The following is a 23,910-nucleotide window of genomic DNA, read 5'->3' on the forward strand; positions in this document are numbered from 1 at the left end:
GCCACATCCGTTATTGGGAATGTTATAATGAGGTGAAAACACATTGATTGGGTGAAGGACAGCATGCTGAAAATTGGGCTTGTAGATGACAGAACGATTGATTTGGATAAAATGGAAGGAATTGTTTCCCAACTGGAAGGGGTGGAGATTATTTTTTCCACGACTTCTGCAGAAGAAGCCTATGAACAGATAAAAAAAGAGGAAATTGATCTTTTGATTGCAGATATTGAGATGCCGAACCTGTCCGGTTATGAGCTAGCGGATATTATCCATTCTCATGCGCTTGACATAGCGGTAATTTTTGTGACGGCAAAAAGCAGCTATGCGGTGCACGCTTTTGAATTAAATGTTCAGGATTATATAATGAAGCCCTACGCCAAGGAAAGATTAATGACTTCCATCCAACGAATCATGGATAAAATGAAAACTTCCGAAATTACCGGCAGGCTTTATATTAAAAGTAAAAACGATATTCACATTATCCAGAAAAAAGACATTATTTTTATTGAGCGTACAGGCCGATCATCCACCATTCATACGAAAACGAACAATATCAAAACCTATCAGACATTAAACGAACTGGAAGGGGAACTGAGGGAAAGGGATTTTATTCGCTCCCATCGATCTTTTATTATAAATATCCATTACGTGATAAACTTTTCGTTGTATGCAAAAAACTCCTTTGTCGTCACCTTTGAAGGAATTGAGGAGAAGGCTATCATTACAAAGGATAAAGTGAATTTTTTGCAGGATAATTATTTTTAATCGCATACGTTTTGGGAGGTGGTGAAATTTTTGAGCAGCACTTTGCTTTATTGGGTCTACATAGCCATATTTGGGTTTATTCACTTGCAGGCATTACCATTTGAAATGCCGATATTAGTTACGGCTTTACTGGTAGCCTTGCTGGTATTTTTGCTATATAAACGCGTTATCCTGTTTATTTCGGAACTTGGAGTCCTTTGGAATGCATTATTATATGGACTTCAGCCTTTAATACTTATTATGTATTTTGTTGCGGCACCTTCGTGGCTTTATCTTATTCCTTTTATTTTATTTATTGGTGTTGAACTGATTAGACAAGGTTTATCTGAAAAAATGAGTATTTTAAACATGCTTGTGGAAAATAATGAAGCCGAGCGCGAGCGGATGAACGAAACATTCCTGGCTGTGCGCAGTGAAAGGCATGACTTTCTCAAACACGTATCAGCCATTCATTTCATGCTGGAAAATGACCAATATTTGGAAGCGAAGAAATATTTGGACGGGTTGGTAGAAGGGTATGAAGAAACAAATTTGTCCATTAAAGGAGAGCGAGGCACAGTGGCGGCCATTCTTCACCAAATGTATAAACGTGCCAAAGCCTCAGGAATTGATATTGTATATGACATAGATATTCCTTTATCAACACTGCCGCTATCTGATAAGGAGATGACTGCATTACTTGACAATTTGTTATCAAATAGTATCGAAGCTGCAGAAGAATGGCAGGATAATAATCAATCACAGGCAATGCTTTCCCTTGAATTCAATAAACGGAGCGGGTTGTATATCATTATTTGCAGGAATAAAACAATACCAGTGCCAAATGACATTTTGGATAATTTATTTCACTCCTATGGGATGACTACGAAATCGGATGGCCATTCCGGACTGGGTACAAAACAAATTCACGATATTGTGATAGGCCATCATGGGTTTCTTGACTTTGTACATAAAGACGAGCAGTTTACAGTGAAAATAAAGATCCCGGCTATTCATTAATCAGCCGGGAATTATATTTTACTATCTGCTGCAAGTCCAGCCCGTCTACAGGTCAGATAAAATGTTCTGAAACGGAAGCAAATCAATTTCCGTCTCTTCTATTATTGTAACGATACCTTTTGCAAGCTTCTTCAATATACGCTGATTCGACGATCTCAAATGCAAATCCCCATGTGAACTTTCACCAATCTACCATGTTTTAAACTTATCTATTTGCTTCCAGGATTCGCTGAGGATGGGTGTATATATTCAGTTTATAGCCTCTTGCAAAACCGATAACGGTAATGCCCAATTCATCTGCCAATCTTAACGCTAAATCCGTTGGTGCAGACTTGGAGAGAATAATACCTGCACCGATTTTAGAGATCTTTAGTAACACCTCTGAAGAAACCCGGCCACTAAACACGATCAATTTATCCTTTACAGTAATCCGTTCCTTTAAAATATAACCATAGACTTTATCCAGCGCATTATGCCTGCCTATATCCGTATAAACAGTCAATAATTCATTAGTAGCAGCAAGCGCTGCATTGTGCACACCACCCGTTCGCTTAAATTGATCAGAGTTTGTTTGCAGCTGTCTCATCAGGTCATAACACCGACCCACAGATAAAGAAAGGTTACTCGTAATGGTTTTAGCCGTCTTCACATCACTCTTAAAATAAAACTGTCTACTCTTGCCACAGCACGAACCAATTACTCGCTTCGAATAATCTTGCTGAGAAAGATCAAGCGTTTTATAAGTTTCAACATAAGCAAATCCCATCGTTTCATCTATACTTATATCTTTAATCTCCTTCGTCCAGCGGATGATTCCCTCTGAAGCAAGGAACCCGATCAAAAGCTCTTCTAGATCAGATGGAGAGCAAACCATCGTTGCAAACTCTTCCCCATTTAAAACAATTGTCAGGGCAAATTCAGCTGCAACTTCTTCATCATAAATGGCCATCGACATTCCATCAAAACGAATCGCCTCCCAACCATTCAAATTAATAACACTCAAACCATCACCCTCTAACTAGTTTCCATTTCAAGTTCTTCAATCCGTTTCTCTACGTCACTTATCCTTTTGAGCAATATACGTTTCCGCTTTTTCAATTATTACTGCTGCATTATATTCCGGAATCCCTGCCAAGTCTTCATATACACCATTAAGCACATTCTCTTCTGGCCAATGAACCTCGACATTTCCAATTTTTAGATGAACAAATTTAGCGTTACCGTTAAACATACCTTTTAATATTCAGTTCTTTTCCATCTTCTTCATCCATTAAGACATCACAACGTTCCGCATTATTAAATGGATCTTTTTCATCATAGATCATCGAATTAAATTGCTTTCCACGACGTGTTGTTACATAAATATGTCCTTCTGGTTTGCGCAGCTTCGGTAAGCCCATGGCAATTAAATTCCCTTTTCCGTCAGGCGTTGGACAAATACTTTCTTCGCATAACCATGCACCACCCCATTGTAAACATCCCCACGATCTTTAAGATGCTGTATTCCTTCACAATTCGGAGCTTCTTTAGCAATTTCTTCACGGATTTCAAAAGTATCCTTAAAATCTATTAACTCCTGTGCCTCAGGCATAACTCTTTTAGCCAATTCTACATATATTTCCCATTCTGACCGCACTTTTCCCATGGACTTAACGTCGGACCCTAATGAATTCCTATACTTCTTTTGTAACCCCTTGAACTTTAAAAGTCTCTTTTTGCTTACTTTGTAACCTCTTAATATCAAGACGAATCCAAAGTGAAAGTGCAAAAGCAATAACGAACATAAAACCAAAGATTACCATTGTTATATTATAACTATTCGTTGAATCATATATTAGTGATAGTAGAATTGGCCCTACCACTCCAGCCATGGCCCATGCAGTTAAAATGTAGCCATGAATTGCACCTAACTGTTTCGTACCAAACAAGTCGCCAATATACGCTGGCACGGAAGCAAATCCGCCACCATAACAAGTCAAGATCGCGAACAATAAAATTTGGAATAAGATGGGGTTAGTCGCATATGGCAATATGAAAAAAGCAACAATCTGGATCACGAAAAAGGTCGTATAGACATTTGGACGTCCAATATAATCCGATAATGATGCCCAGCCCAGTCTTCCACCACCATTAAACACACCTAATATACCTACCATAGCTGCTGCTGCAATTGCGGTCATACCCGCAATCTCCTGTCCCATTGGCGAAGCAACCGCTAAAATTGCAATGCCACAAGTTACATTAATAAATAACATGAACCATAATAACCAAAAACGTCGTGTTTTAATGGCTTCTTTTGCTGTAAGTTGGGAAAGATCCTTGTTTATTTTCCCTTTACTGGCAGCTGCTTCTTGTTTTTCCTTAAACCCTTTTGGTGCCCATCCATTCGGCGGTGGTGATAAATATTGTGCCGAAGCTGTCATTACAATAAAGTAAACAGCTCCTAAAATGAGAAATGTAATTGGAATACCGATAGATTCAATGAGGGAGGCAGCCGCTGGACCACTAATCATGGCAGCAAACCCAAAACCCATAATTGCAAGTCCTGTAGCAAGTCCGCGACGATCCGGGAACCATTTCACCAGTGTGGAAACTGGGGTAATATATCCTATTCCTAACCCAATACCACCAATAATTCCATAGAAAAAATATAGTAATAGTAATGATTCCATCATTGTAGCAAACCCGGAACCAGCAACGCCAATGCCAAAGAAGATAGCAGCAATCATCCCCGATTTCCTTGGCCCCCACTTTTCAATAAATCTTCCCATAAATGCTGCTGAAAACCCCAACATAAAAATAGCAATACTAAATGCCGTGGACACTTGCGTTTGTTCCCAGCCATACTGATTAACCATTGGATTAGTGAATACACTCCACGCATATGCAGACCCAATGGATAAGTGAAGACCTACCGCTGCAGCAGCAATCAGCCACCGATTCTTAACCTTGTCCATAAAAATCCTCCCTTGAATAAAAATTTAAATAATTTAAAATCTTACTGAGAATTTTATCATGTAGGCGTCTACACAACAAGGGGACAGAGGGACAGGAACATTGTCCCAGCAATTGGGCAATGTTCCTGTATCTAGCTAGACTGGAAAAAAGCCGCCTCCCACATCAGAAGACGACTTCACTCCTGTTAATTTCGCTCATGCAATATATTCCCAGCCAGTGCATACAGCACAGCATAAGATACAAAATGCGAAGAATTATCATTTGTATCCTGCTGCGGGTATACCTCCACATAATCCATGCCACGAACGCCCATTTTTGCAAATGCGTGCACCAGCTCAAGCAACTCATAGGAAGTTAATCCATTTCCATCCACCGGTCCTCCTGGGTTGAAGGCAAAATCCAGCACGTCACTGCAAATACTTAAGTAAACGGCTTCTGTTCCTTTGCTTGCCATTTCATATACTTTTTTTGCTAGTTCATCCAAGCTACCTGCTTTTCGAATATCTCTAATCGTCACTGTGTTAGCACCAGCTTTTAGCGCATATTGCCCTGTTTCCGGCCGGTTGCGAGGACCGTGAATGCCAAGATGTACAATACTTTCGTTCCTCACACTTTCACTTTCGTAAATTCGGTGAAAAGGAGTATTCCTTGCATAAATCTCTCCATCATATTCTTTCGCATTATCGTAGTGAGCATCCAAATGTATGATTCCCACCTGGCCATCTACTTCCTCACTTAATGCTTTGACAATCGGGTAAGTTATCCCATGATCCCCGCCTAAAGCAACCGGGAATTTATCCGTTTTCCATACATTACTTGCAAAGTCTTCAATCCGGCGCATCGTTTCCTTCGTGTCTGCCGGAACAACATCGACATCTCCTAAATCACCAATAGAATAATGGGAAAAAACATCGATATCGTCCAGTTCAGGCAAATATCCCGAATAACGTGCAGAATTTAAACGGATCACTTTCGGACCAAGCTCACAGCCGGTATAGTCTCCCCAGGTGACAGCGCCTTCCCAAGGGACACCATAAACCAATACATCTTTTGCCGAGGCCATTTCATCATTAATATTCACTTTCTTACCATTTAAAAAACAAGGTGTGTTGCCATATATCCTGTCCTGACTCATTTTCACCCTCCTTATTTTACTCCTGTAACTTTATCATACTCACTCAAAATTTCCTTTGAAGGAGCTTTGCCTATAAGGCTAAAGATAACAATAGCCAGACTTGATAATAAAAATCCTGGAACCATTTCATATAATTCTGAACCTGTCAGTGGCCAAAGAAATACCGTTATCCCGCCAACAAGTATACCTGCAATGGCTCCATTTCGCGACGTTTTACGCCAAAATAATGAAAATAATATTGCTGGTCCAAATGTAGCACCAAATCCTGCCCAGGCATAACTAACCAGATCAAGCACCGAACTCGTTTCATTCCAGGCAATCACTACTGCCAGTAGCGCAATAGCCAAAACGGAAAAACGTCCGACCCAGACCAATTCCTGATCACTCGCCTTCTTCCGGAAATATCGTCGGTAAAAATCCTCCGACAATGCACTTGAAGATACGAGCAATTGGGAATCAACCGTACTCATAATGGCAGCGAGTACTGCTGCAAGTAGTATACCTGCAATCCAGGGATTATAAACAACCTGTACGAGCTGAATGAAAACCTGCTCGGAATCGGCAAGCGGCTGATCAAATGTTACAATTCCCAGCATACCAACAATCAATGCACCATAAAGTGGAATAACCAACCCGAGAGAAACACTGATCAACCTGGCTTTCCGCACATCCCTGTGACTTTTAATTGCCATAAAACGAGCTAAAATATGCGGCTGGCCAAAATATCCTAGTCCCCATGCCAGCGCGGAAATGATTCCAACTGCTCCAATTGCACCGGCAGATTCCCATAAAATACCGCCCGGCAGTTCATAGGAAGTATCCTGAAAGGCATTAATTAAACTTTGATCAATCGAACCTAATTGCTGAAAGAGCGGACCAAAACCGCCTATTTCTATCAAACCATATACAGCAGTAAAAAATAAAGCAGCAGACATAATAATCCCTTGAATTAAGTCCGTATAGCTTACTGCCAAAAAACCGCCAAGGAATGTGTATACCACAATAATGAGTGCGCCGACAATTAATGCAAGATGGTAATCCATCTCAAATGTTCCCTGAAACAACTTTGCACCGGCTACAAGTCCTGATGCTGTATAAAACAGGAAAAATGCTAAAATAAATGCAGCAGAAACGACACGCAGGAGGTGGGAATTATCACGAAACCGATTTTCGAAAAACTGTGGTAATGTAATTGAGTTATTGGAGTATTCCGTATAAACTCTTAATCGTTTGGCAACGTACTGCCAGTTAATCATCGCACCGATCGCCAGTCCCACAGCAATCCATAAACTCCATTGTCCCAATCCTGCTGCATAGGCTGCACCAGGTAATCCGATAAGCAGCCAGCCGCTGAAATCACTTGCTGAAGCAGAAAAAGCAGTAGCCCAGCTGTTTAATTTTCGTCCGCCAAGAACATAATCCGATAATGTATGTGTCATTCGGTAGGTTATCATCCCGATGGTAAGCATTACGGCAAGGTAGACGATAAACGTAATCATTGTGGGGGTCATGAATCATTCCCTCTGTCTGTGAAAAAAGTGATTATTGCCCATACTATCAATAATGGCAGTGGTACAGCAAACCAGAATAGTGTCCAGCCGTCAATGGCATATTCCATTAAACTCCTCCTCCAATTTATATTTTGGACAGAACATTGCTTTTACATTACCCCTATTCCTCTATACCATAAATGAAAATTTAGAATTTTTTCTTTTGCAATTTAATCTGTTCGGCTTACTTATAGAAATATGAGTTTCATTGCATGGATATGTACTAACGAGTTATTTGGAAAAACCCCTTCTGCACCGTCCATCGGGCAAAAGAGGTTTTTCCCACTTTCATTATTTCCACTGTCTATACAAATCATCAGCATCTGCTTTCAACATTTCATAAGCATGATCTGTGACTTGATCATTTCCGTATTGCTGATCAAGCAGCAACATGAAACTTTCCATATGCCTTGCTACTTTTCCACCATCTCTATTCCCTTCAAACTGACTGACAGCAGTGAGATGCATGTTTAATGCCCGCACCGCATTTTCTGACACATCGCCGCTTGCTTCCAATGCTTCAAGTAATTCCTGAATCTCATCTACGGTAATTTTATAAAGCAGATAATCCTGGCGCAGATCCTTGAATTCCCGCAGTTCCCCTTGCCATTCCTCTACCATGGATTCCACGGAATCGCCATTTTGAATGGCTTCACGGATCCAGCCATTTCCAATCAGGTTGTCAAAAAATGAGGTTAATTCTACGTCATCCGTGTACATATCATGTAATGTTTTTACAATATGAAGCCCTGTTTCGACCGGATTATATGCTTCTTTATCCGTTACATGAATTTGAACACCGTGACTCAAGTTACCGCTATGCTTGGAAAACATTGGTGTGAATGAAGCAGCCCTAAAATTAACACCTGGCAATTCAAGTTCATTCATAGCTCCTGCAAATTCGGTACTGTTTATAAATGGAGCACCCAATAATTCGAACGGTTTTGTTGTACCCCTTCCTTCAGACAGGTTTGAACCTTCAATCAGCGCAGACCCAGGATAAACTAAAGCTGTATCCAGTGTAGGCATATTTGGTGACGGCATGACAAACTCAAGGTCAGTATCATCATAATACATATCTCTTTCCCAGCCGGTCATTTCCACGACAGTCATGTCTGCATTGATTTCAAATTCTTCGTTAAAAAATAGTGCCAGCTCTCCTACTGTCATTGCATGGCGCAGCGGGATCGGATAATTCCCGACGAAAGAAGCGTATTCCGGATCCAGTACCGGACCTTCCACATCATACCCACTTATCGGGTTAGGACGGTCCAGCACGATAAATTCAAGATCATTTTCCTGTGCTGCTTCCATTGCATAGGCCATCGTGTAAATATACGTATAGAAACGAGCACCTACATCCTGAATATCAAATAATAGAATATCGACATCCTCCAGCATTTCCGGTGTTGGCTTTCTTGTTTCACCATATAAGCTATATACAGGCAATCCTGTAATTTCATCGATGTAATACTCTACATAATCACCTGCCTGGGCATCCCCGCGCACGCCATGTTCCGGTCCATATAATGCTGTTAACTCCACTTCCGGGTCATTATGAAGTACGTCAACGATATGATTCAGCTCTTGGTCAACACCCGTTGGATTTGTGATTAATCCTACTCGTTTCCCGTCCAATAAATCCATCTGCTCATCCAGCAGTATTTCCACACCAAGCTTTAGGTCATCTGCAGGTTCATCTACTGATCCTTCCTGGCCAGCCATTGTTACCATCGTCAGCGTACCCAAGACCAAAAGAAGTGAAAAAACAGCAATACTTATTTTTTTCATACATGATACCTCCAAATTAATAGAATAGAGAGAGACAGAGGGACAGGTACCTCGTCCCATTTTAGTGTAGACCAGTAATCCCTGTCTCTAAATTCCATTTTGTAGTGGGACAGTTAATCTGTCCCTCTGTCCCTTCTAAAAGCAGAGAAAGGGGAATACCTGCATCCTCGATATTCCCCTTACCCAACTGTTTTCTCTTAATTTATAGCTCTTCACCATCTGTTTGTGTAGCTGTAAATGTCCACTCCAGGTTAAGTGAATCTCCCTGGAATTCGTTTTGGTCTTCACCATTGTCTACGAAGTTGAACTTAACGACTAAGTCATGATATTCCCCGTTTGGCAACCCATCCCCAAGAATTGGATCTAACGCATGCTCACCAACTGCTTCCGGTGTCATCTCCCGTAATTCAGCAAGTGTAGTTTCAAATATAACTTCGTCCAAATGATCGACATTATATAAAAACTCTACTTGGATATGCTCGCCGAAATCCTGCGTGTTATTGTTTTCTGCATCATCCACAGTATATTCGGTATCCAGATACACACGCTCAATATCAAGTGATCCATCGTTATGCAGTTCAAACGTACGGGTCATGGAATCACCCGGTTTCATATTGTCTACATCAATAATGGTTGTCGGCTCTGCTGACAGATCCAAAGTTCCTGCAGCAAATGTATTTTCCGTTGTCTCCGAGTCACTGAAATAGGCAAATGTTCCTCCGCCAATTAATGAAATCCCTAAAGCTGCTGACATAATCCCCATACCTAATTGTTTTTTAATATTCATTTAAAATTTCTCCCCTCATTATTTAAAATATTAATCAGAATGTATTTCCTTCTTGTCTACTAGCTGTTTTACACGTTTCATCGTACGTCCAATAGTGATTGTAGCGTATCCGATAAAGAAAATCCCCGGTACAATAAGCAGGAGTGCGGCTCCTTCTCTTGTGTTAGCAAAATTCATCACATATCCAGCATATGGAATGTTAAATCCGGTATATTTACCGACGATATTTTCAGATAAGGCCGGATTTATATCTGCTCCATCGTTTGCATCCCCTTTAGTAATGTACTCTTGCCCCGCGTTGTTCACTTCCATTACCCTGTGTGTGACCAGTATTTCTTCCTCGGTTTGAAATGTAATGACATCCCCTTCTTGAAAACGAGTCATATCACCGCCTGTCTCGATCGCAATAATAGAACCAGTTTCAAAGCTTGGTTCCATGGAGCCGGATAACACTGTTTTAATCTGATAACCAAATAGATTTGCTTCATTTCCGGAGGCTTTCGTGATGACAACCATAAACAGGGTAACCAGCAATACAACCAATAGCATGGACGATAGCAGATTACTCATGATTTTTAATATTTTCTTGCCTTTGCTCATTTGTGATCACCCTTTTTTTGTTTAAAAACAGTGTTTGAAAGTACCGACACATTACTTGGGTTCTGCTTTATTCATCTTTTTCCTCGGATGCTTCGCTATCTTCATCTGTTTCTGACTCTCTTTGATTTTCCGTCTCATTTGTTTTTGTATCTTCATCATTCTCAGCTTCTTCTACTGAAGCTTCTCCTTGATTTGCTTCTTGCTCGGCTTGTCCTTTTTCATTTTCTTCATTTTCCATTTCAGTACCTGATGATTCATCTTTCTTATTTTTTTGTGGTTCATTTTGATCATCACGCCGTTCTGATTTGGTATTTTCATCCTCTTTTTCATGCTGATCCTTATCTGATTCCGACGTCTCCTCAACCGCGTCTTCCTCATCAAAGTGTTCAGCTGCTTCCATCGTTCCCTGAGCCGTATTCGAATCAGTAAAATACGCTGTTGTCGGAGAATGAATCTGGTGTGTAATCAAAAACAAAAGATACATAATGGAGAGAATCTGTAATGAAATTTTCTTGTATAGTCTCGGTCTCTTTTTCTTATTGTTATATTTCATTCCATCTTCCTCCCTTGAGCAGTCTGTTAATCTGTCCAATTTTCGATTAATCTGATGGTTCGTGTTTCCAGGTAACTGTAACCTCTGTCTGAAATGAATCCTGCATCTTTATAGTGGTCCAGCAGTAACTGAAAACTTTCCATATGACGGAGCACTTTATCCTGCTGCTCCATTTCTTCATATTGCTGCACTGCTGTCAGATGCATGGTGAGTGTCCGGTGAGATGTATCATTTAAAATATCTCCTGCATCTGAAAGATCATCTGTCAGCGCATGAAGTCCTTCCGCAGTTAACGGCTGATTCACATAATCGATTCCATGGCCTACTTCAAAAAGTTGAGGAATCGTTACAGGCAATTTGCCAAATGGATTAATTTCTCCTGCAAGTGCATTTGCCATTGAACTGACGGAGACATCAAGATAGCTGTATGCATTCAAATAGGCATCCACTTCAGGAAAAACCATAAAATCGTACGGGTTTCGCATTGCTGACACGATCACCGGTTTTTCTGTTCCCATCATGGCTTGTACCAATTCCTGCTGAGCAGCATTCGTATTTGCTGTATAAGTAGTAACAATAACTTTATCTGCAGCTGCTGCTTGTTCTACTGCTTCTGAAATGTCATCCGCGGTCGGACTGGTAGCTGTTGCATGACTGGCAGCTTCTATGCCTCGACTTTCCAGTTGATTTGCAATCCCGGCCGGATTAGCAAGCGATGGCCCGGTGATGAACACACTATCATTTTCATCCAGTGGCAGCACCTCGTTATCATTTTTCACCAGGGTAATACTTTTATCAGCGATCTCTTGTGCCGCATTGAGATGCTCATCAGTGCCAATATTATCTATTGCCCCAGGGTCTGTATATGGATTGTCAAAGTAGCCTTTATCCATTTTTGCCTGAAAAATACGGTAAACAGATTCGTCCACTCTATCCATGCTGATTTCTCCAGATTTCACTGCGTCGAGCATGCTGTTGTAAGCTAGTTCCACATCAGCCGGATTCAGTAAAATATCTGCTCCTGCTTTAAATGCTTCTACCGGAACTTCTTCCGGCGGGAGAACATCAGCACCTTGCATATCCAGGCTGTCTGTAATGATCAGGCCTTCAAAACCCATTTCATCCCGGAGCAGGTCAGTAAGGATAGGCTTGGAAAGTGTTGCCGGCAGCCCGGAGTCATCCAGCGCAGGTACCACAATATGTGCGGTCATAATGGAGTCAACTCCTGCATCAATAGCCGCTTCAAATGGCTTTAGATCAACTTCATACAGCTCATCTAAATCTTTTTCTATAACAGGCAATCCGTAATGAGAATCTACATCCGTATCTCCATGTCCCGGAAAATGTTTAGCTGAAGCGATTACATTTTCATTTTGCATGGCAGTAATCTGTGCAACACCAAGGCGGGAAACCATGTCAGGATCTTCTCCAAAAGAACGAACGCCAATTACCGGGTTATCCGGATTCACATTTACATCAACGGTCGGAGCAAAGTTCATATTAATGCCAAGGCTGTCCATTTCTATTCCAAGAATACTACCACTTACAGAAGCGAGTTCCTTAGAGCCTGTTGCTCCCAGTGCCATATTCCCCGGAAATACTGTTGCAGGACTAGTCGCCCTTTGAACGATCCCCCCTTCCTGGTCTGTTGAAATGAAAAGTGGGATTGTTGACTCCTCCATTGCGATTTCCTGAAGCCCATTGGAAAGTTCATTTACTTGCTGGGCATCCAGCGGTGTACCGATATTTTGCGTCCAATTAAAATAAATGACCCCGCCGACATGAAAATTTTCTATGACTTCTTTGAAATTTTTCCCGCCGCGGTTATTTTGCAAGTTTGTGTTTTCGTAATCAGGGTCTGTTGGTGTTGTTCCATAGACATGAACAATAAACAACTGACCGATTTTCTCTTCCAGTGTCATGTTTTCCATCATTTCTTCAATTTCCTGGTAATCACCATCTACTGGTGCCTGATTTGCTGAGATTTGGAGCGGAAACATCATGATGCAAAGAATAGACAAACCAATCACCCATCGGTTTGGCTTCAATGATATTCCTCCTCAATTATTTGGCATAAATAACATAGCTGTTGTTCCCGACCTACATAATTAAAGCGCTTACTTTCGTGTTTCTATAGACCTGTTTTACAGCTTGTACGATGGTACGATGAGCCTTATAAAAATACACTTTTCTTGCAACACCGGGACGGTTCTCTTGTTGCAAAATTACTTTAATTGACATATATTATGTTCATACTCCCAGTGTTTAATGTGTATTAAAGTGGACCTCGTATAATCACCTGCCTCTCTATCTTATTTTTAATGCCAATGATGTCTATTGTCTTTTATGTAATCTATTAAATATGACATTAACAGATACTTTATAAAATTTCTAGACATATTTTTAAATTTTTCTAAAAATAATGACAAAGAACTATATCAAAAAATAGCAAATTAGGATGAAAGAAATAGCGAAAACAAAAATGAAGGAAAATATACCTAAGCCAAAAGGGCCACATCCCGGTGGGCGTTCTTTTGTTGAAGTGGAGAATGTGAATGGGTGTGCACATGCAAATGCACCATAATGTAAAATTTATCTTATGGCCCGATTCCCCAATTTTACTAATCGTGTTGCCAAATATACTTCCTGAAAGTTTATCTCTTCTTCACTGGTCATCTATTACTAAACCAACATTAAACCAGGTCTAAAAGTATGGAACAAACAATAAAAACCAAACTTTATCATTTACCCACCCCGTAAAACAGGTATAACAGATAAACAGGATGTGACAGTTCTAATTCCTTTTCATCATTTCAACTGATTATAAATACCTATAAATTCCCGTAAACGACAAAATCCTGCGAAGAAAATATTTCTCCACAGGAATCTTAAATAATTCTTCAATCTAAAATGCAAAATGAAACAAAAAACCGTCCCGCTGTTTCACCCTTTGATCGCTCCTTCTGTCATCCCTTTGGCAATCCTTCGCTGAAAGATAGCATAAAGGATGATGACAGGTATGATGGCGATGACAAGGCTGGCAAATAGGGTGCCCCATGCGTTCGTGTATTGTGCTTCACTGGCAATAAAGTCAATAGCCAAAGCCAGCGTGTAGTTTTCCGATGATTGCAGGAAAATCAGTGCCATGAAATACTCATTCCAAAATTGAATTGTATTCATGATCGTTACAGTAATAATCCCAGACATGCTTAGCGGTGTAATAATTTTCCATAACACCCGATACGGAGACATGCCATCCATCGCTGCTGATTCTTCCAAGGATTTGGGTATGGTACTCATAAAACTTGTTAAAACAAATATCGTAAATGGCAGCTGACTGACTGCATAAACAATCGCCAAACCAAAAATATTATCCAACAGATTCAATTCCATCAACAGGAAAAATAATGGAATCCACCCGAGCACCATAGGAATCATCATGGCAGATACATACAAAGTGAATAAATATCTGCTGCCGCGAAAATTCATCCTTTCAATGGCATAGGCAGTAGGAATCGCCATGACCAGCGTTAAAATTGCGCCTATCGCTGTCACGATTAAACTGTTAAACACACTCGTATCTAAATTATAATTCGTCCAAGCATCAGCAAAGTTTTGCCAGCTAAATGATTCCGGAAAACCCCATGGGTTCCTGTATATCTCGGCATTCGATTTAAATGAACCGATAAACATCCATATAATTGGATATAGTACGGCAATCGTCCATAAAATTAACGGTATTCTAATTCCAGTTCTGCCAAGCATCTGACCGACAGTTCGTCTCACAATTCCTTCCTCCCTCTTACGTTCTATTTATCTCTGTATGTGCTTTTTTAAATTTCGTTAAGGATCATTTTAAATAGATTGGCACTACGCTTAAATACTCGTCCCACCGAAAAAATTTTATTGTTTACACTACAAAATCTATAAACTGTGACGTAACTATTCTTTATTTCCTAAGTCTAAGCAACACCTACCGTCCGGGATCGCTTCGGGCGGATGCTTTCCGCGGGCACGGCCTCAGCCTCGGGCTAACAGGATGTTAGTCATGAAGGCGTTGCGACAGGACGTCGCGACTTTAGCCTTCCATCCACTCGACCGCTCTGCGGGATCTTCGGACTCGTGCTGTTCCCGCAGGACAAGGAAGGCTGCGTCAGCATTACATCGCACGAAGAAAATTGCATTATATTTTCGAGGAGTCACCGCCCTACGCTCACCCGGACTAGTGAGAGCACAATTGCTTCGGTCAATTGCACTAGTAATAGGTAGTAAACCAATTCCAGCGGAGGAAATACACGGAGACTCCTACGGGAGGAATGGCCTCGGTGAGACCCCGCAGTACGACAAATGAAGGCCGACTAAAACCGCCCTTTGCGGGCAACGTCGGCATACCCCTTGTCGGGGCAAGGAGGCTCACCAGCCACCCGCGGAAAGCGTAGTGTATTTCCGGAGCGTTAATCGGTACTCAAACAACATTTAAAGTTACGCCGCAGTTTCCTTCGACTGAGAAGATAAAAAGCAGCAATCTTTTGGAAAACAGGCTTTCATTAAAAGCTCAGCTAGTATTCCACTTTCTCCCTGCGCATGAGGAACTGGAAGAACAGAACTGTGATGAGTGACAGCACTAAAATCATGACACCAATCGTGGCTCCGTAACCGAAATTATATTGCTCAAATGCCTGCTGGTATAAATAGGACCCCATTACATGTGTCGCATTATTCGGCCCGCCGCCGGTCATGACCTGTACAAGAATAAAGGAACCATTTAATGTCGTAATGATAATATAAAGAACTGAAATTTTAATTTGCGGCCAAATAAGCGGCAGTGTAACCTTCCAAAATTGCTGCCATTCTGTAGCGCCGTCAATTTCAGCTGCCTCGTAATAGCTCTTGGAAATATTGGAGATCCCTCCCATAAGTAGCAGGAGGAATAAACCAATCCCTGCCCAGATTGACGGCAGTACAAGACTCGGCAGTGCCCATGTTTCACTTCCCAGCCATGGACGTGCCAGGGCCTCCAGCCCAAGGAACTCCAACCCGGAATTCACAAGCCCCATGGATGGGTTATAGATGAATGTCCACAATATACCAATCACTACTACAGACATGATATTAGGAAAGAAGAAGATAATCCGGTAAAAAGGTGCTTCTTTAATTTTCAGCTGCGTTAAAGCTACGGCAAAAAATAATGCCATAATCATAATACCGATAATTTTCGTTACAACCAGGAAATAATCATGAATAATAGTACGGGGAATGATTGCATCATTAAAAAGCCGAACATAATTATCAAAACCGACAAATTCCCTGTTTTGTGAAGCGCCAGACCAGTCAAAAAATGAAAAGTACAAGCCACTGAACAAAGGGTACAAAGTAAATATGGAAAACATAATAAACGTCGGCACTAAACAAAATGCTAAAAATATGTATTTTTGTTTCCTAGATTGTACCATTCCAATCACTCTTTCAAGAAAAACTCGGCTCCCGCCCCGTATTTTCAGAGGTCAGAGGTAAGAAGCCGGATTAGAAGAAAAATTGGCAAAATAGCCGATTTCAATTCCTTAACTTCATATCATAATAAAGAGAAAATATGTATGGAACATAGAACAAACTTCCAATTTAGTCTATGTTCCACACACGCTTAAATCATCTTTTTTAATTACGGTAATTTTCAGCTGCTTCTTCTGCTGCTTCCACAAATTCCTCCGCTGAACTATTGCCCAGCATTAAGGACATCAATGCATCGCCAATTGGATTTTCCAGATCCGAACTCATCGGATGCGGCATATGGTAAATCTGCACCTGCTCCGGGTCATTAATCATTTCATTCGCTTCTGTTAAATAAACCGGAACGTCGTCACTTTGTGATAAATCAACATCTGTCAGGTTCATAATCGCGCCTGTATGCTCAGAGAATGAGAGCGCATAATCCCTTGTGAAAGCAAACTCTACAAATGCTTTTGCAGCATCCGGATTTGCTGCATTTTCCGCAATCGCTAATGGACGTAAATCGGGAACAATGGCAAATGGTTCACCAGGATCCTGCATTGGAGAAGGGATAAATCCAAACTCAAACTCTTCCGGAATATCTCCTTCCATTTCATTTGGCAGCCAGAACCCTACCGGGATAAACGCATTATCATGCAGCAGGAAATTCATTTGCGATTGTGTATGATTCAGCGCACCAAGGCCGGAATCAAACATTCCTTCCTGTGCCATACGTTCTACTTTTTCCATAAGCTCTACAACAGGCTCACTTGTCCATGCACCTTCTGCACCGGTGGTAACATCAGCCAGCAACTCATCTCCTCCTGCTGCACCAAATGCCGGGTTCAGCATACCGCGAAGGAAATAATAAGGATGCTGTCCGGAAGTTACAAATGGATCTATGCCTTCCGCTTCTTTAATTTCTTCCATAGAGCTCATAAAGCTTTCAAAATCTGTTGGCACTTCATAGCCTTCTGCTTCAAATAAAGCACGATCATACCAAGTTCCCCATGTATCAAAAACTAATGGTAAAGAATAAATTTCCCCGTCATAGGTGGCTGGCTCCACAATAAAGCTGTCCAAAAGCGTATCTCCGTTTTCCAGCTCAATCTCCTGAACAAATTCGTCAAGATTCATTAACTGACCGTCTTCCACCATTTGCGTTTCACTGGATCCGGCACCATCGATATAAACGACATCAGGCGGATCATTGGCAACCCAGCGTGAGCGCATTTCATCATTAATATTCGGACCTGCATGTTCAATAATGTTTACGTCAGGATACACTTCCTGAAAATCTGCAATAACTTCCTTCCACCAGGAATCCCCGTAACCGCCTACAAAGTACTGAATTTCCAAGTCACCGGAAATATCCGCGTCCCCGGCAGCTTCCCCGTCATCATCAGCTGTGTCACCTGTGTCATCAGTTTCTTCAGTATCATCTGTATCCCCTGTATCTGCTCCCTCGTCATCCGTGTCGCCGTTGTCTCCACAAGCAACGACAAATGCCAGCATGAACATGGCAATGAACAATAACAAAAGTTTGCCATTCAACATTTTCTTCACTTTATTTGCCCCCTTTAAATTTTTAGCAAACTTGGCTTAAAAGCCTTGGTTGCAAATGCAAGCAGTAAAGATCTATGCTCTCCTGCCTGCAAAAAATATATGAAACACATTAATAGCTGCAAAAGCAGTGAATCCCATCTGCCTCTTCTAGAGCCTGGTATAAAGCCGGCTCGACTATGAAACTATTAATGGAGTTTCTTTGTTAAGTCATCGATTGCTTTTCTCACATAGCCATTATTTTTTTCAATAGCTTCTTCCGCTTCCTCCATGGTGACACCTGTTTCAATCATGACAATAGCAGGTTTCACTTCATGATTTGTCTGATTCAGCACTTCTTCCGCTTTTTCATAGGACACTTTCGTGATTTCTATAATATTTCTTTTCGCCCGTTCCTTCAGTTTAAAATTACTGGCATGGACATCTACCATTAAATTTTCATAGACTTTTCCAAGTTTCACCATAACGGCTGTACTAATCATGTTTAATATCATTTTATGCGATGTAGCAGCTTTCATTCTTGTTGACCCGGTTAAAATTTCCGGCCCAACAATCACCTCAATTTGGCAATCTGCAAAACTGCTGATTTCAGATTCTTTATTGCAAGTCAAAGAAACGGTGTACGCTCCAAGTTGACGGGCATACTTTAAAGCACCTATTGGATACGGTGTTCTGCCGCTTGCAGTTATTCCAATAACGACATCCTTCTCTGAAATTCCTTTTTCTTGTATATCTACTTCACCCTGAGCCTCACTATCCTCAGAGCCTTCCACTGCTTCAAAAAAAGCGCCATTGCCACCTGCCATCACAGTCTGCACCAGATCAGGAGGTGTCATAAATGTCGGTGGACATTCGGATGCATCGATAACGCCAACTCTTCCACTCGTGCCTGCACCAACATAAAATAATCTTCCGCCGTTTTTCAGTACCCTCTGGATTACTTCAATGGCGACTTCTACTTGGGGAAGTACCTTTTCCACTGCCTGTGCCACTTTTTTATCCTCTTCATTAATCATGGTTAACATTTCCATTGTAGACATTTGATCCATGTTCATACTATTTCGATTTCTCTGTTCGGTTGTTAATTTAGATAAATTCATATGTACGCTGATCTCCTCATCACCAAAATTCCTACTATCCTCTCACCAGAAACCGCTTTCACTATTACTATCTTACTATGTGAAATTTGATTTTATTATAGACTTTATGATTTTTTTTGTCAACATATTATTTATATTTTAGTAATAAAATTTCAATTCGACTACCGCTATTCCTCATCCGTCTCCCCCTTCAAAAAATTCACAGCCTTTCTCGTTTCATCTAAATGCTCAATCGTTTCTTCGTATTCCATCGAAGCAAGGCACATCAGCAAAATATCAATAATATGGAGCTGGGCAATCCTTGACGATGTCGCACCACTTCGGAATGTTGCTTCCTTGGCAGCGGATGTGTGTAATAAAATATCAGTCCATTTACTTAAACGTGAATTACCATATTTTGTGATACTTATGGTAGTGCAATTCTTTTGTTTCGCAAGCTCCAGCATTCTGGCAATTTCCTGGGTATTGCCTGAAAAAGAAATGCCGACCACGACATCCGCTTCTCCCTTGTTTGCGATCGAAGTTGCAGCTAAATGCACATCAGAAAAAGCATAGGCATTTTTATTAATCCGCTGGAACTTCTGTTCTGCATCATTGGCAGCAATGAAGGATGCGCCTACACCGACAAAAAGAATTGATTTTGCCATGGTTAATGCAGAAACAGCTGCTTCCAGATTTTTTTCACTCATAATGTCCATCGTTTCCCGCAATGTTTGTATTGTATTTGACGTTACTTTATTCATGATGGCTTTAAAGCCTTCATTTGGCTCAATATCACGATATTCTGTATTTTCTTCTGACTGAAGATCGCCGGCAACACGAATTTTTAATTCTTGAAATCCACTTAAACCAAGTGATTTACAGAGACGGATGACAGCAGCACTGCTCGTATTGCTTTTTTCACCGAGTATTAAAGCGGTTTGTAATATAGCTTCTTCCGGGTGGTCTAAAATATATTGCGCAATTTTTTTCTCTGAGGGCGGTAAACTGTTAATCATTTCCTTTAAAATCACGAGACCGCCTTTAACGTAGGACATAGGATCACCTTCTCATTCTGTATGAATTATATTTTTTATAAATTTCTCGTCCATTTGTTTTTCTTTCATTAGATATGCCCCAATTAGTGCCCCGCCGGCAGGAGACATTTTTGGCAGTACTAAAGGCAGTGCGTTTAATTCTTTCTCCAACAATGACGGGATAATTTCTTTTTCCTGAAAAATCCCGCCGGATAGAACGATAGGGACTTTTTCACCAGACGAAAATAACTTTTTATGTAAGACTATTATATTTAACGATAAGTTTCTTACTGTCCGATTAATAATTTCCCCGGCAACGCTGTCGTTTTGTTTGTATGCCTGAAAGACGATGTGAGTAAGCGGAGAAATTTTATGCTTTGGTGTTGGAGATGTATAAATGCTTCGGATTAATTCCTGCGGATCCTCCAGCTGAAAATGCGCATTTAACATATTTAACAGTAAGGTTTCAGGTCCCCGGCCATCATAAGCCTTCAAGGCAGCTGTTACCGCTTGCCTCCCGATGTCATATCCGCTTCCTTCATCCCCAAATAAATAGCCCCAGCCACCGACACGACCGACTACTCCTTGGCTGTTTTTTCCGTAAGTAATCGAGCCAGTCCCGGAAATTTGTACAATGCCGGGCTTTCCATATGTACCTGCATAAAGCGCATTTACTGCATCGACTTCTACTTTAATGGCAGTATGTTCGGTAAAATATTTTGTTAGTATTTCCAGGATTTTTTTTTCATTTTCTTTGTTTCCCGCTCCGGAAATACCTGCGTATAGGGAGGTGGTATTTTCCGCCATATCATCGCACCTTTGTTTCAAGGAAGCAAATAATGTGTGAAAAACATTGGCAAGTTCTTTTTCTTTTACGACATTGGGATTGCTTGGCCCGGCGACTGTGCTGACAATCACTTTTCCGGTCTCGTCTGCAAGCAGTGCTTTTGTTTTGGTGCCCCCACCGTCGATTCCGACAACATAGTTCAATTCACACGCCCCCTTCACTATATACAATATCGTTTTTTTATGAAATAGACAAGTATTTTCTGAAATTAAATTTTAATTAAAAAACGTTATATATAAAAATATATAACGTTTCCTTACGCTCTATCAAGGGTTATTACACTTTTTCACCTATATGAAGTATGAGCTGTTCAGCCAAGTTTTCACAGGCAACAACATCTTCTTTATTCGGCTCCAAATCTACCTTCAGCCATGGTGTAGCCACTTTGGCACCTAATTCCTCCAGCCTTTCTCCCATGAGGTCAATGGCCCCACCATACGTATCGTAAAAGGCATCACAGGAACCAAAAACACCGAATAATTTATTTTCTATATTAACATCTTCCAGTTCTTCATAGAAATCTTCCACTTCATACGGCAGATCGCCATCGTCCCATGTATGCGTTCCGATCAATACCGCATCATAGTTTTTAAGTTCTTCCACATCTATCGGATCGAAGTCAAATGTTTTCATTGTGACGTCGATTTTATTTTGCTCCAGAAAAGCAGCTATTGCTTCTGCCATCAATTCTGTATTTCCAGTCTGGCTTGCATAAAGCATGAGCATTTTATTCACTATCATCGCCTCCATTATAAACAGACTGTTAAAAATATCCCTAACCCCATTCTAATTGATAATGATAATTGTTTTCAATGCATCAGCTGCAATTTGTTTGGCAAAAATGTGGCAATAGCGGCTGTCAGCCTCAAATCACTTCGATTTACCGGTTTATAAAAGAGATAAGGAATATAAGTTAATAAAAAGACTGACAAAAACATCTAAAAAGTAACGTTTTGTCAGCCTTTAGTTCTACATTTTTTTAAATCAGATTAATTACTATCCAAAGTAACGTTTCTTAAATACGGAAAGCTGCTCGGATATTGATAAAATCCATTTACCTCATCGCGCAGTCCTGCCAGGAGAACAGAATGGTAAATGGGTACAATTGGTGCTTCATCAACAATAATTTGCTGTACTTCCTTATACAGTTCCAGTCTTTCTTCTTCTTCTGTTGTTTGTCTTGCCTGTTCTAATAAATCATCAACTTCCTCATTGCTGAAAAATGACCTGTTCCCTGGGGCACCGGCATTCTCAGAATGAAACATTGGATACAGTCCATAATCGGCATCCAGTGTTACCGTCCCCCAGCTGCCGACATGCATATCTGTTTCACCATTTGCAGTTTGTTCCAGATAAGCCCCCGTTTCCATCATTTCGATCTCAAGCTCAATGCCAATCTCATTTAATTGGGATTGTATGATTTCCGCAATATCTGAAGTTGTTCGGTCATTTGTTGCTACTGTTGCTGTAAATCCGTCTTCATAGCCAGCTTCAGCCAATAGCTCACTCGCTTCTTCCAAATCTTGTTCTATTGGTGTTAATTCATCACTATAGCCCAAAACAGTAGGTGCGAGCGGGCCTTCCGCCGTTAATGCAACACCATCAGTTACCCCCTCAATGATTGGTTCATTATCAATCGCCATCGCTACTGCCCGGCGTACAAGCGGGTCATCAAAAGGTTCCTGTTCCGTATTCATTCCAACATAGGTCAGGTTGGAACTGTCGGATTGTTTTACATGGGTGCCTTCATTGCTATCAATCTGCTCGATATCATTTGCATTCACCGGATAAATAATGTCTGCCTCTCCCGTCTCAAGCTCAGCAATCCGGGTTAAATCCTCGGGAACTACCTTAAATGTGACGGCATCCACTAGTGCTTCTTCTCCCCAGTAATCCTCATTTTTCACAAGGGTTATACTTTCTCCATGGGACCGGTCGTCATATTGAAAATAACCAGTTCCAACCGGATTGTCATTAACGGAAGCAAAAGGTTCTTCCCCATTTTCAACAGCTTCATAATCAGCTTCAATGGCTTCAAGACTGATGATATGGCCACCTGGATGTGCCAGGTGAAGCGGCAGCGCGGAAAATGGATATGCTGTTGTGATCTCCACCGTATATTCATCTGTTACCTCTACCGAAGCTATCATGTCAAAGAGAAATGCCAAAGGCGACCCCATATCCGGGTCCAACACACGATCCAGATTTGCTTTTACCACTTCAGCATTTAATTCAGAACCATCATGAAACATAACACCTTCTCTGATTTCTGCTTCCCAGATGGTATCCTCCACTTGTTCTAAGCTTTCCGCCAATGCTGGCTGCAGCTCCAGATTTGTATCCAAAGCAACCAGCGTATCATACATGGCGTTCATGACGTACAGTGAATTTCCGTCATTAGCAGCATGCGGATCAAGAGAGACAGGATCAGACCGCAAATCAACAACTAAATTTTCTCCCTCTGCTTCTGTATCGTTTTCACTTGCACCTTCCTCATTTGTAGTATCAGGCTCATCAGCACATGCTGTTAAAATAAGTAGTGCTATAAAAAATATTAGTAAGAATATATGTTTTTTCATGTAAATCCTCCTTTTAATTCATTGTAAATAGGTATGAATTATCAACCTTATATATTTTAACTATTATAGGCGTACTAAGTCAACTTAATGAATATTCCCACCACTTAATTTTCTATTCAAAAATTTGAAGTGGGGGTTTCTAACGTATCGACACATTCGCCGCTTAACGTCAGTGGAGCT

At 40.9% G+C, this 23,910-nt stretch carries 20 protein-coding genes and 2 pseudogenes; 2 read left to right on the forward strand and 20 right to left on the reverse strand.

Annotated features, from left to right (window positions below; all coding sequences use genetic code 11):
• The first annotated feature begins 63 nt into the window (after nucleotides 1–63).
• Nucleotides 64–765, forward strand: a complete 702-nt coding sequence (locus ACDX78_RS16335) for a LytR/AlgR family response regulator transcription factor (protein ID WP_486029226.1) — start codon at nucleotides 64–66, stop codon at nucleotides 763–765.
• A 30-nt stretch (nucleotides 766–795) separates the two neighbouring features.
• On the forward strand, nucleotides 796–1,764 hold the full coding sequence (locus ACDX78_RS16340; RefSeq protein WP_486029227.1) for a sensor histidine kinase: 969 nt from the start codon (nucleotides 796–798) through the stop codon (nucleotides 1,762–1,764).
• A 205-nt stretch (nucleotides 1,765–1,969) separates the two neighbouring features.
• Here the strand turns inward: ACDX78_RS16340 and fdhD are convergent, their stop codons facing one another.
• The 20 genes and pseudogenes from fdhD to ACDX78_RS16440 all read right to left on the reverse strand — a co-directional run bounded on the left by fdhD (nucleotide 1,970) and on the right by ACDX78_RS16440 (nucleotide 23,730).
• The gene (gene fdhD, locus ACDX78_RS16345) at nucleotides 1,970–2,767 is read right to left on the reverse strand and encodes a formate dehydrogenase accessory sulfurtransferase FdhD (RefSeq protein ID WP_486029228.1); all 798 of its coding nucleotides are present in this window, start codon (nucleotides 2,765–2,767) and stop codon (nucleotides 1,970–1,972) included.
• An 11-nt stretch (nucleotides 2,768–2,778) separates the two neighbouring features.
• Nucleotides 2,779–3,409, reverse strand: a pseudogene (locus ACDX78_RS16350) (FdhF/YdeP family oxidoreductase); the annotation flags it as partial.
• Between the two features lie 28 nt (nucleotides 3,410–3,437).
• A complete protein-coding gene (locus ACDX78_RS16355) occupies nucleotides 3,438–4,721 on the reverse strand; it encodes an L-lactate MFS transporter (protein ID WP_486029229.1) in 1,284 nt (427 codons plus the stop codon).
• Nucleotides 4,722–4,906: 185 nt separating this feature from the next.
• Complete coding sequence (locus ACDX78_RS16360; protein WP_486029230.1) at nucleotides 4,907–5,857, reverse strand: agmatinase family protein; 951 nt, start codon at nucleotides 5,855–5,857, stop codon at nucleotides 4,907–4,909.
• A gap of 11 nt (nucleotides 5,858–5,868) precedes the next feature.
• Nucleotides 5,869–7,368, reverse strand: coding sequence for a sodium/proline symporter PutP (putP, locus tag ACDX78_RS16365; RefSeq protein WP_486029231.1), 1,500 nt, complete (start codon nucleotides 7,366–7,368; stop codon nucleotides 5,869–5,871).
• Between the two features lie 330 nt (nucleotides 7,369–7,698).
• On the reverse strand, nucleotides 7,699–7,986 hold the full coding sequence (locus tag ACDX78_RS16370) for an FIMAH domain-containing protein (RefSeq protein ID WP_486029273.1): 288 nt from the start codon (nucleotides 7,984–7,986) through the stop codon (nucleotides 7,699–7,701).
• Nucleotides 7,963–9,198: pseudogene (locus ACDX78_RS16375) on the reverse strand (exo-beta-N-acetylmuramidase NamZ family protein); the annotation flags it as partial. The pseudogene ACDX78_RS16375 and the gene ACDX78_RS16370, both read right to left, overlap by 24 nt.
• A gap of 202 nt (nucleotides 9,199–9,400) precedes the next feature.
• Nucleotides 9,401–9,985 carry a TasA family protein gene (locus tag ACDX78_RS16380; RefSeq protein ID WP_486029232.1) on the reverse strand — a complete coding sequence of 195 codons (585 nt, stop codon included), beginning with the start codon at nucleotides 9,983–9,985 and terminating at the stop codon, nucleotides 9,401–9,403.
• A 30-nt stretch (nucleotides 9,986–10,015) separates the two neighbouring features.
• Entirely contained in the window at nucleotides 10,016–10,585 is a 570-nt protein-coding gene (sipW, locus tag ACDX78_RS16385; protein WP_486029233.1) for a signal peptidase I SipW, read from the reverse strand.
• A 67-nt stretch (nucleotides 10,586–10,652) separates the two neighbouring features.
• A complete protein-coding gene (locus ACDX78_RS16390) occupies nucleotides 10,653–11,138 on the reverse strand; it encodes a hypothetical protein (protein WP_486029234.1) in 486 nt (161 codons plus the stop codon).
• Nucleotides 11,139–11,164: 26 nt separating this feature from the next.
• On the reverse strand, nucleotides 11,165–13,186 hold the full coding sequence (locus ACDX78_RS16395; protein ID WP_486029235.1) for a glycoside hydrolase family 3 protein: 2,022 nt from the start codon (nucleotides 13,184–13,186) through the stop codon (nucleotides 11,165–11,167).
• A gap of 52 nt (nucleotides 13,187–13,238) precedes the next feature.
• Nucleotides 13,239–13,379 (reverse strand): hypothetical protein, encoded by a 141-nt coding sequence (locus ACDX78_RS16400; RefSeq protein ID WP_486029236.1) that lies wholly within the window; start codon nucleotides 13,377–13,379, stop codon nucleotides 13,239–13,241.
• 702 nt (nucleotides 13,380–14,081) lie between these two features.
• On the reverse strand, nucleotides 14,082–14,924 hold the full coding sequence (locus tag ACDX78_RS16405) for a carbohydrate ABC transporter permease (RefSeq protein WP_486029237.1): 843 nt from the start codon (nucleotides 14,922–14,924) through the stop codon (nucleotides 14,082–14,084).
• Between the two features lie 773 nt (nucleotides 14,925–15,697).
• The gene (locus ACDX78_RS16410; protein WP_486029238.1) at nucleotides 15,698–16,591 is read right to left on the reverse strand and encodes a carbohydrate ABC transporter permease; all 894 of its coding nucleotides are present in this window, start codon (nucleotides 16,589–16,591) and stop codon (nucleotides 15,698–15,700) included.
• Between the two features lie 202 nt (nucleotides 16,592–16,793).
• Nucleotides 16,794–18,191 carry an ABC transporter substrate-binding protein gene (locus ACDX78_RS16415; RefSeq protein ID WP_486029239.1) on the reverse strand — a complete coding sequence of 466 codons (1,398 nt, stop codon included), beginning with the start codon at nucleotides 18,189–18,191 and terminating at the stop codon, nucleotides 16,794–16,796.
• Between the two features lie 185 nt (nucleotides 18,192–18,376).
• Nucleotides 18,377–19,288 carry an N-acetylmuramic acid 6-phosphate etherase gene (gene murQ / locus ACDX78_RS16420; protein WP_486029240.1) on the reverse strand — a complete coding sequence of 304 codons (912 nt, stop codon included), beginning with the start codon at nucleotides 19,286–19,288 and terminating at the stop codon, nucleotides 18,377–18,379.
• Nucleotides 19,289–19,455: 167 nt separating this feature from the next.
• A complete protein-coding gene (locus ACDX78_RS16425) occupies nucleotides 19,456–20,325 on the reverse strand; it encodes a MurR/RpiR family transcriptional regulator (protein WP_486029241.1) in 870 nt (289 codons plus the stop codon).
• A 12-nt stretch (nucleotides 20,326–20,337) separates the two neighbouring features.
• Nucleotides 20,338–21,294: an N-acetylglucosamine kinase gene (locus ACDX78_RS16430; RefSeq protein ID WP_486029242.1), complete on the reverse strand. Its 957-nt coding sequence runs from the start codon at nucleotides 21,292–21,294 to the stop codon at nucleotides 20,338–20,340.
• 133 nt (nucleotides 21,295–21,427) lie between these two features.
• Nucleotides 21,428–21,877: a flavodoxin gene (locus tag ACDX78_RS16435; protein ID WP_486029274.1), complete on the reverse strand. Its 450-nt coding sequence runs from the start codon at nucleotides 21,875–21,877 to the stop codon at nucleotides 21,428–21,430.
• A gap of 263 nt (nucleotides 21,878–22,140) precedes the next feature.
• On the reverse strand, nucleotides 22,141–23,730 hold the full coding sequence (locus tag ACDX78_RS16440; RefSeq protein WP_486029243.1) for a glutathione ABC transporter substrate-binding protein: 1,590 nt from the start codon (nucleotides 23,728–23,730) through the stop codon (nucleotides 22,141–22,143).
• Nucleotides 23,731–23,910 lie beyond the last annotated feature (180 nt).

The sequence above is a fragment of the Virgibacillus oceani genome, from assembly GCF_041521345.1.
GTDB lineage: Bacteria > Bacillota > Bacilli > Bacillales > Amphibacillaceae > Virgibacillus_N > Virgibacillus_N oceani_A.

Coding starts and splice junctions, on each gene's coding strand:
- ACDX78_RS16335 (WP_486029226.1), top strand. CDS start 64: ATGCTGAAAATTGGGCTTGTAGATGACAGAACGATTGATTTGGATAAA.
- ACDX78_RS16355 (WP_486029229.1), bottom strand. CDS start 4,721: ATGGACAAGGTTAAGAATCGGTGGCTGATTGCTGCTGCAGCGGTAGGT.
- ACDX78_RS16360 (WP_486029230.1), bottom strand. CDS start 5,857: ATGAGTCAGGACAGGATATATGGCAACACACCTTGTTTTTTAAATGGT.
- putP (WP_486029231.1), bottom strand. CDS start 7,368: ATGACCCCCACAATGATTACGTTTATCGTCTACCTTGCCGTAATGCTT.
- ACDX78_RS16380 (WP_486029232.1), bottom strand. CDS start 9,985: ATGAATATTAAAAAACAATTAGGTATGGGGATTATGTCAGCAGCTTTA.
- sipW (WP_486029233.1), bottom strand. CDS start 10,585: ATGAGCAAAGGCAAGAAAATATTAAAAATCATGAGTAATCTGCTATCG.
- ACDX78_RS16390 (WP_486029234.1), bottom strand. CDS start 11,138: ATGAAATATAACAATAAGAAAAAGAGACCGAGACTATACAAGAAAATT.
- ACDX78_RS16400 (WP_486029236.1), bottom strand. CDS start 13,379: ATGTCAATTAAAGTAATTTTGCAACAAGAGAACCGTCCCGGTGTTGCA.
- ACDX78_RS16410 (WP_486029238.1), bottom strand. CDS start 16,591: ATGGTACAATCTAGGAAACAAAAATACATATTTTTAGCATTTTGTTTA.
- murQ (WP_486029240.1), bottom strand. CDS start 19,288: ATGAATTTATCTAAATTAACAACCGAACAGAGAAATCGAAATAGTATG.
- ACDX78_RS16425 (WP_486029241.1), bottom strand. CDS start 20,325: ATGTCCTACGTTAAAGGCGGTCTCGTGATTTTAAAGGAAATGATTAAC.
- ACDX78_RS16435 (WP_486029274.1), bottom strand. CDS start 21,877: ATGCTCATGCTTTATGCAAGCCAGACTGGAAATACAGAATTGATGGCA.
- ACDX78_RS16440 (WP_486029243.1), bottom strand. CDS start 23,730: ATGAAAAAACATATATTCTTACTAATATTTTTTATAGCACTACTTATT.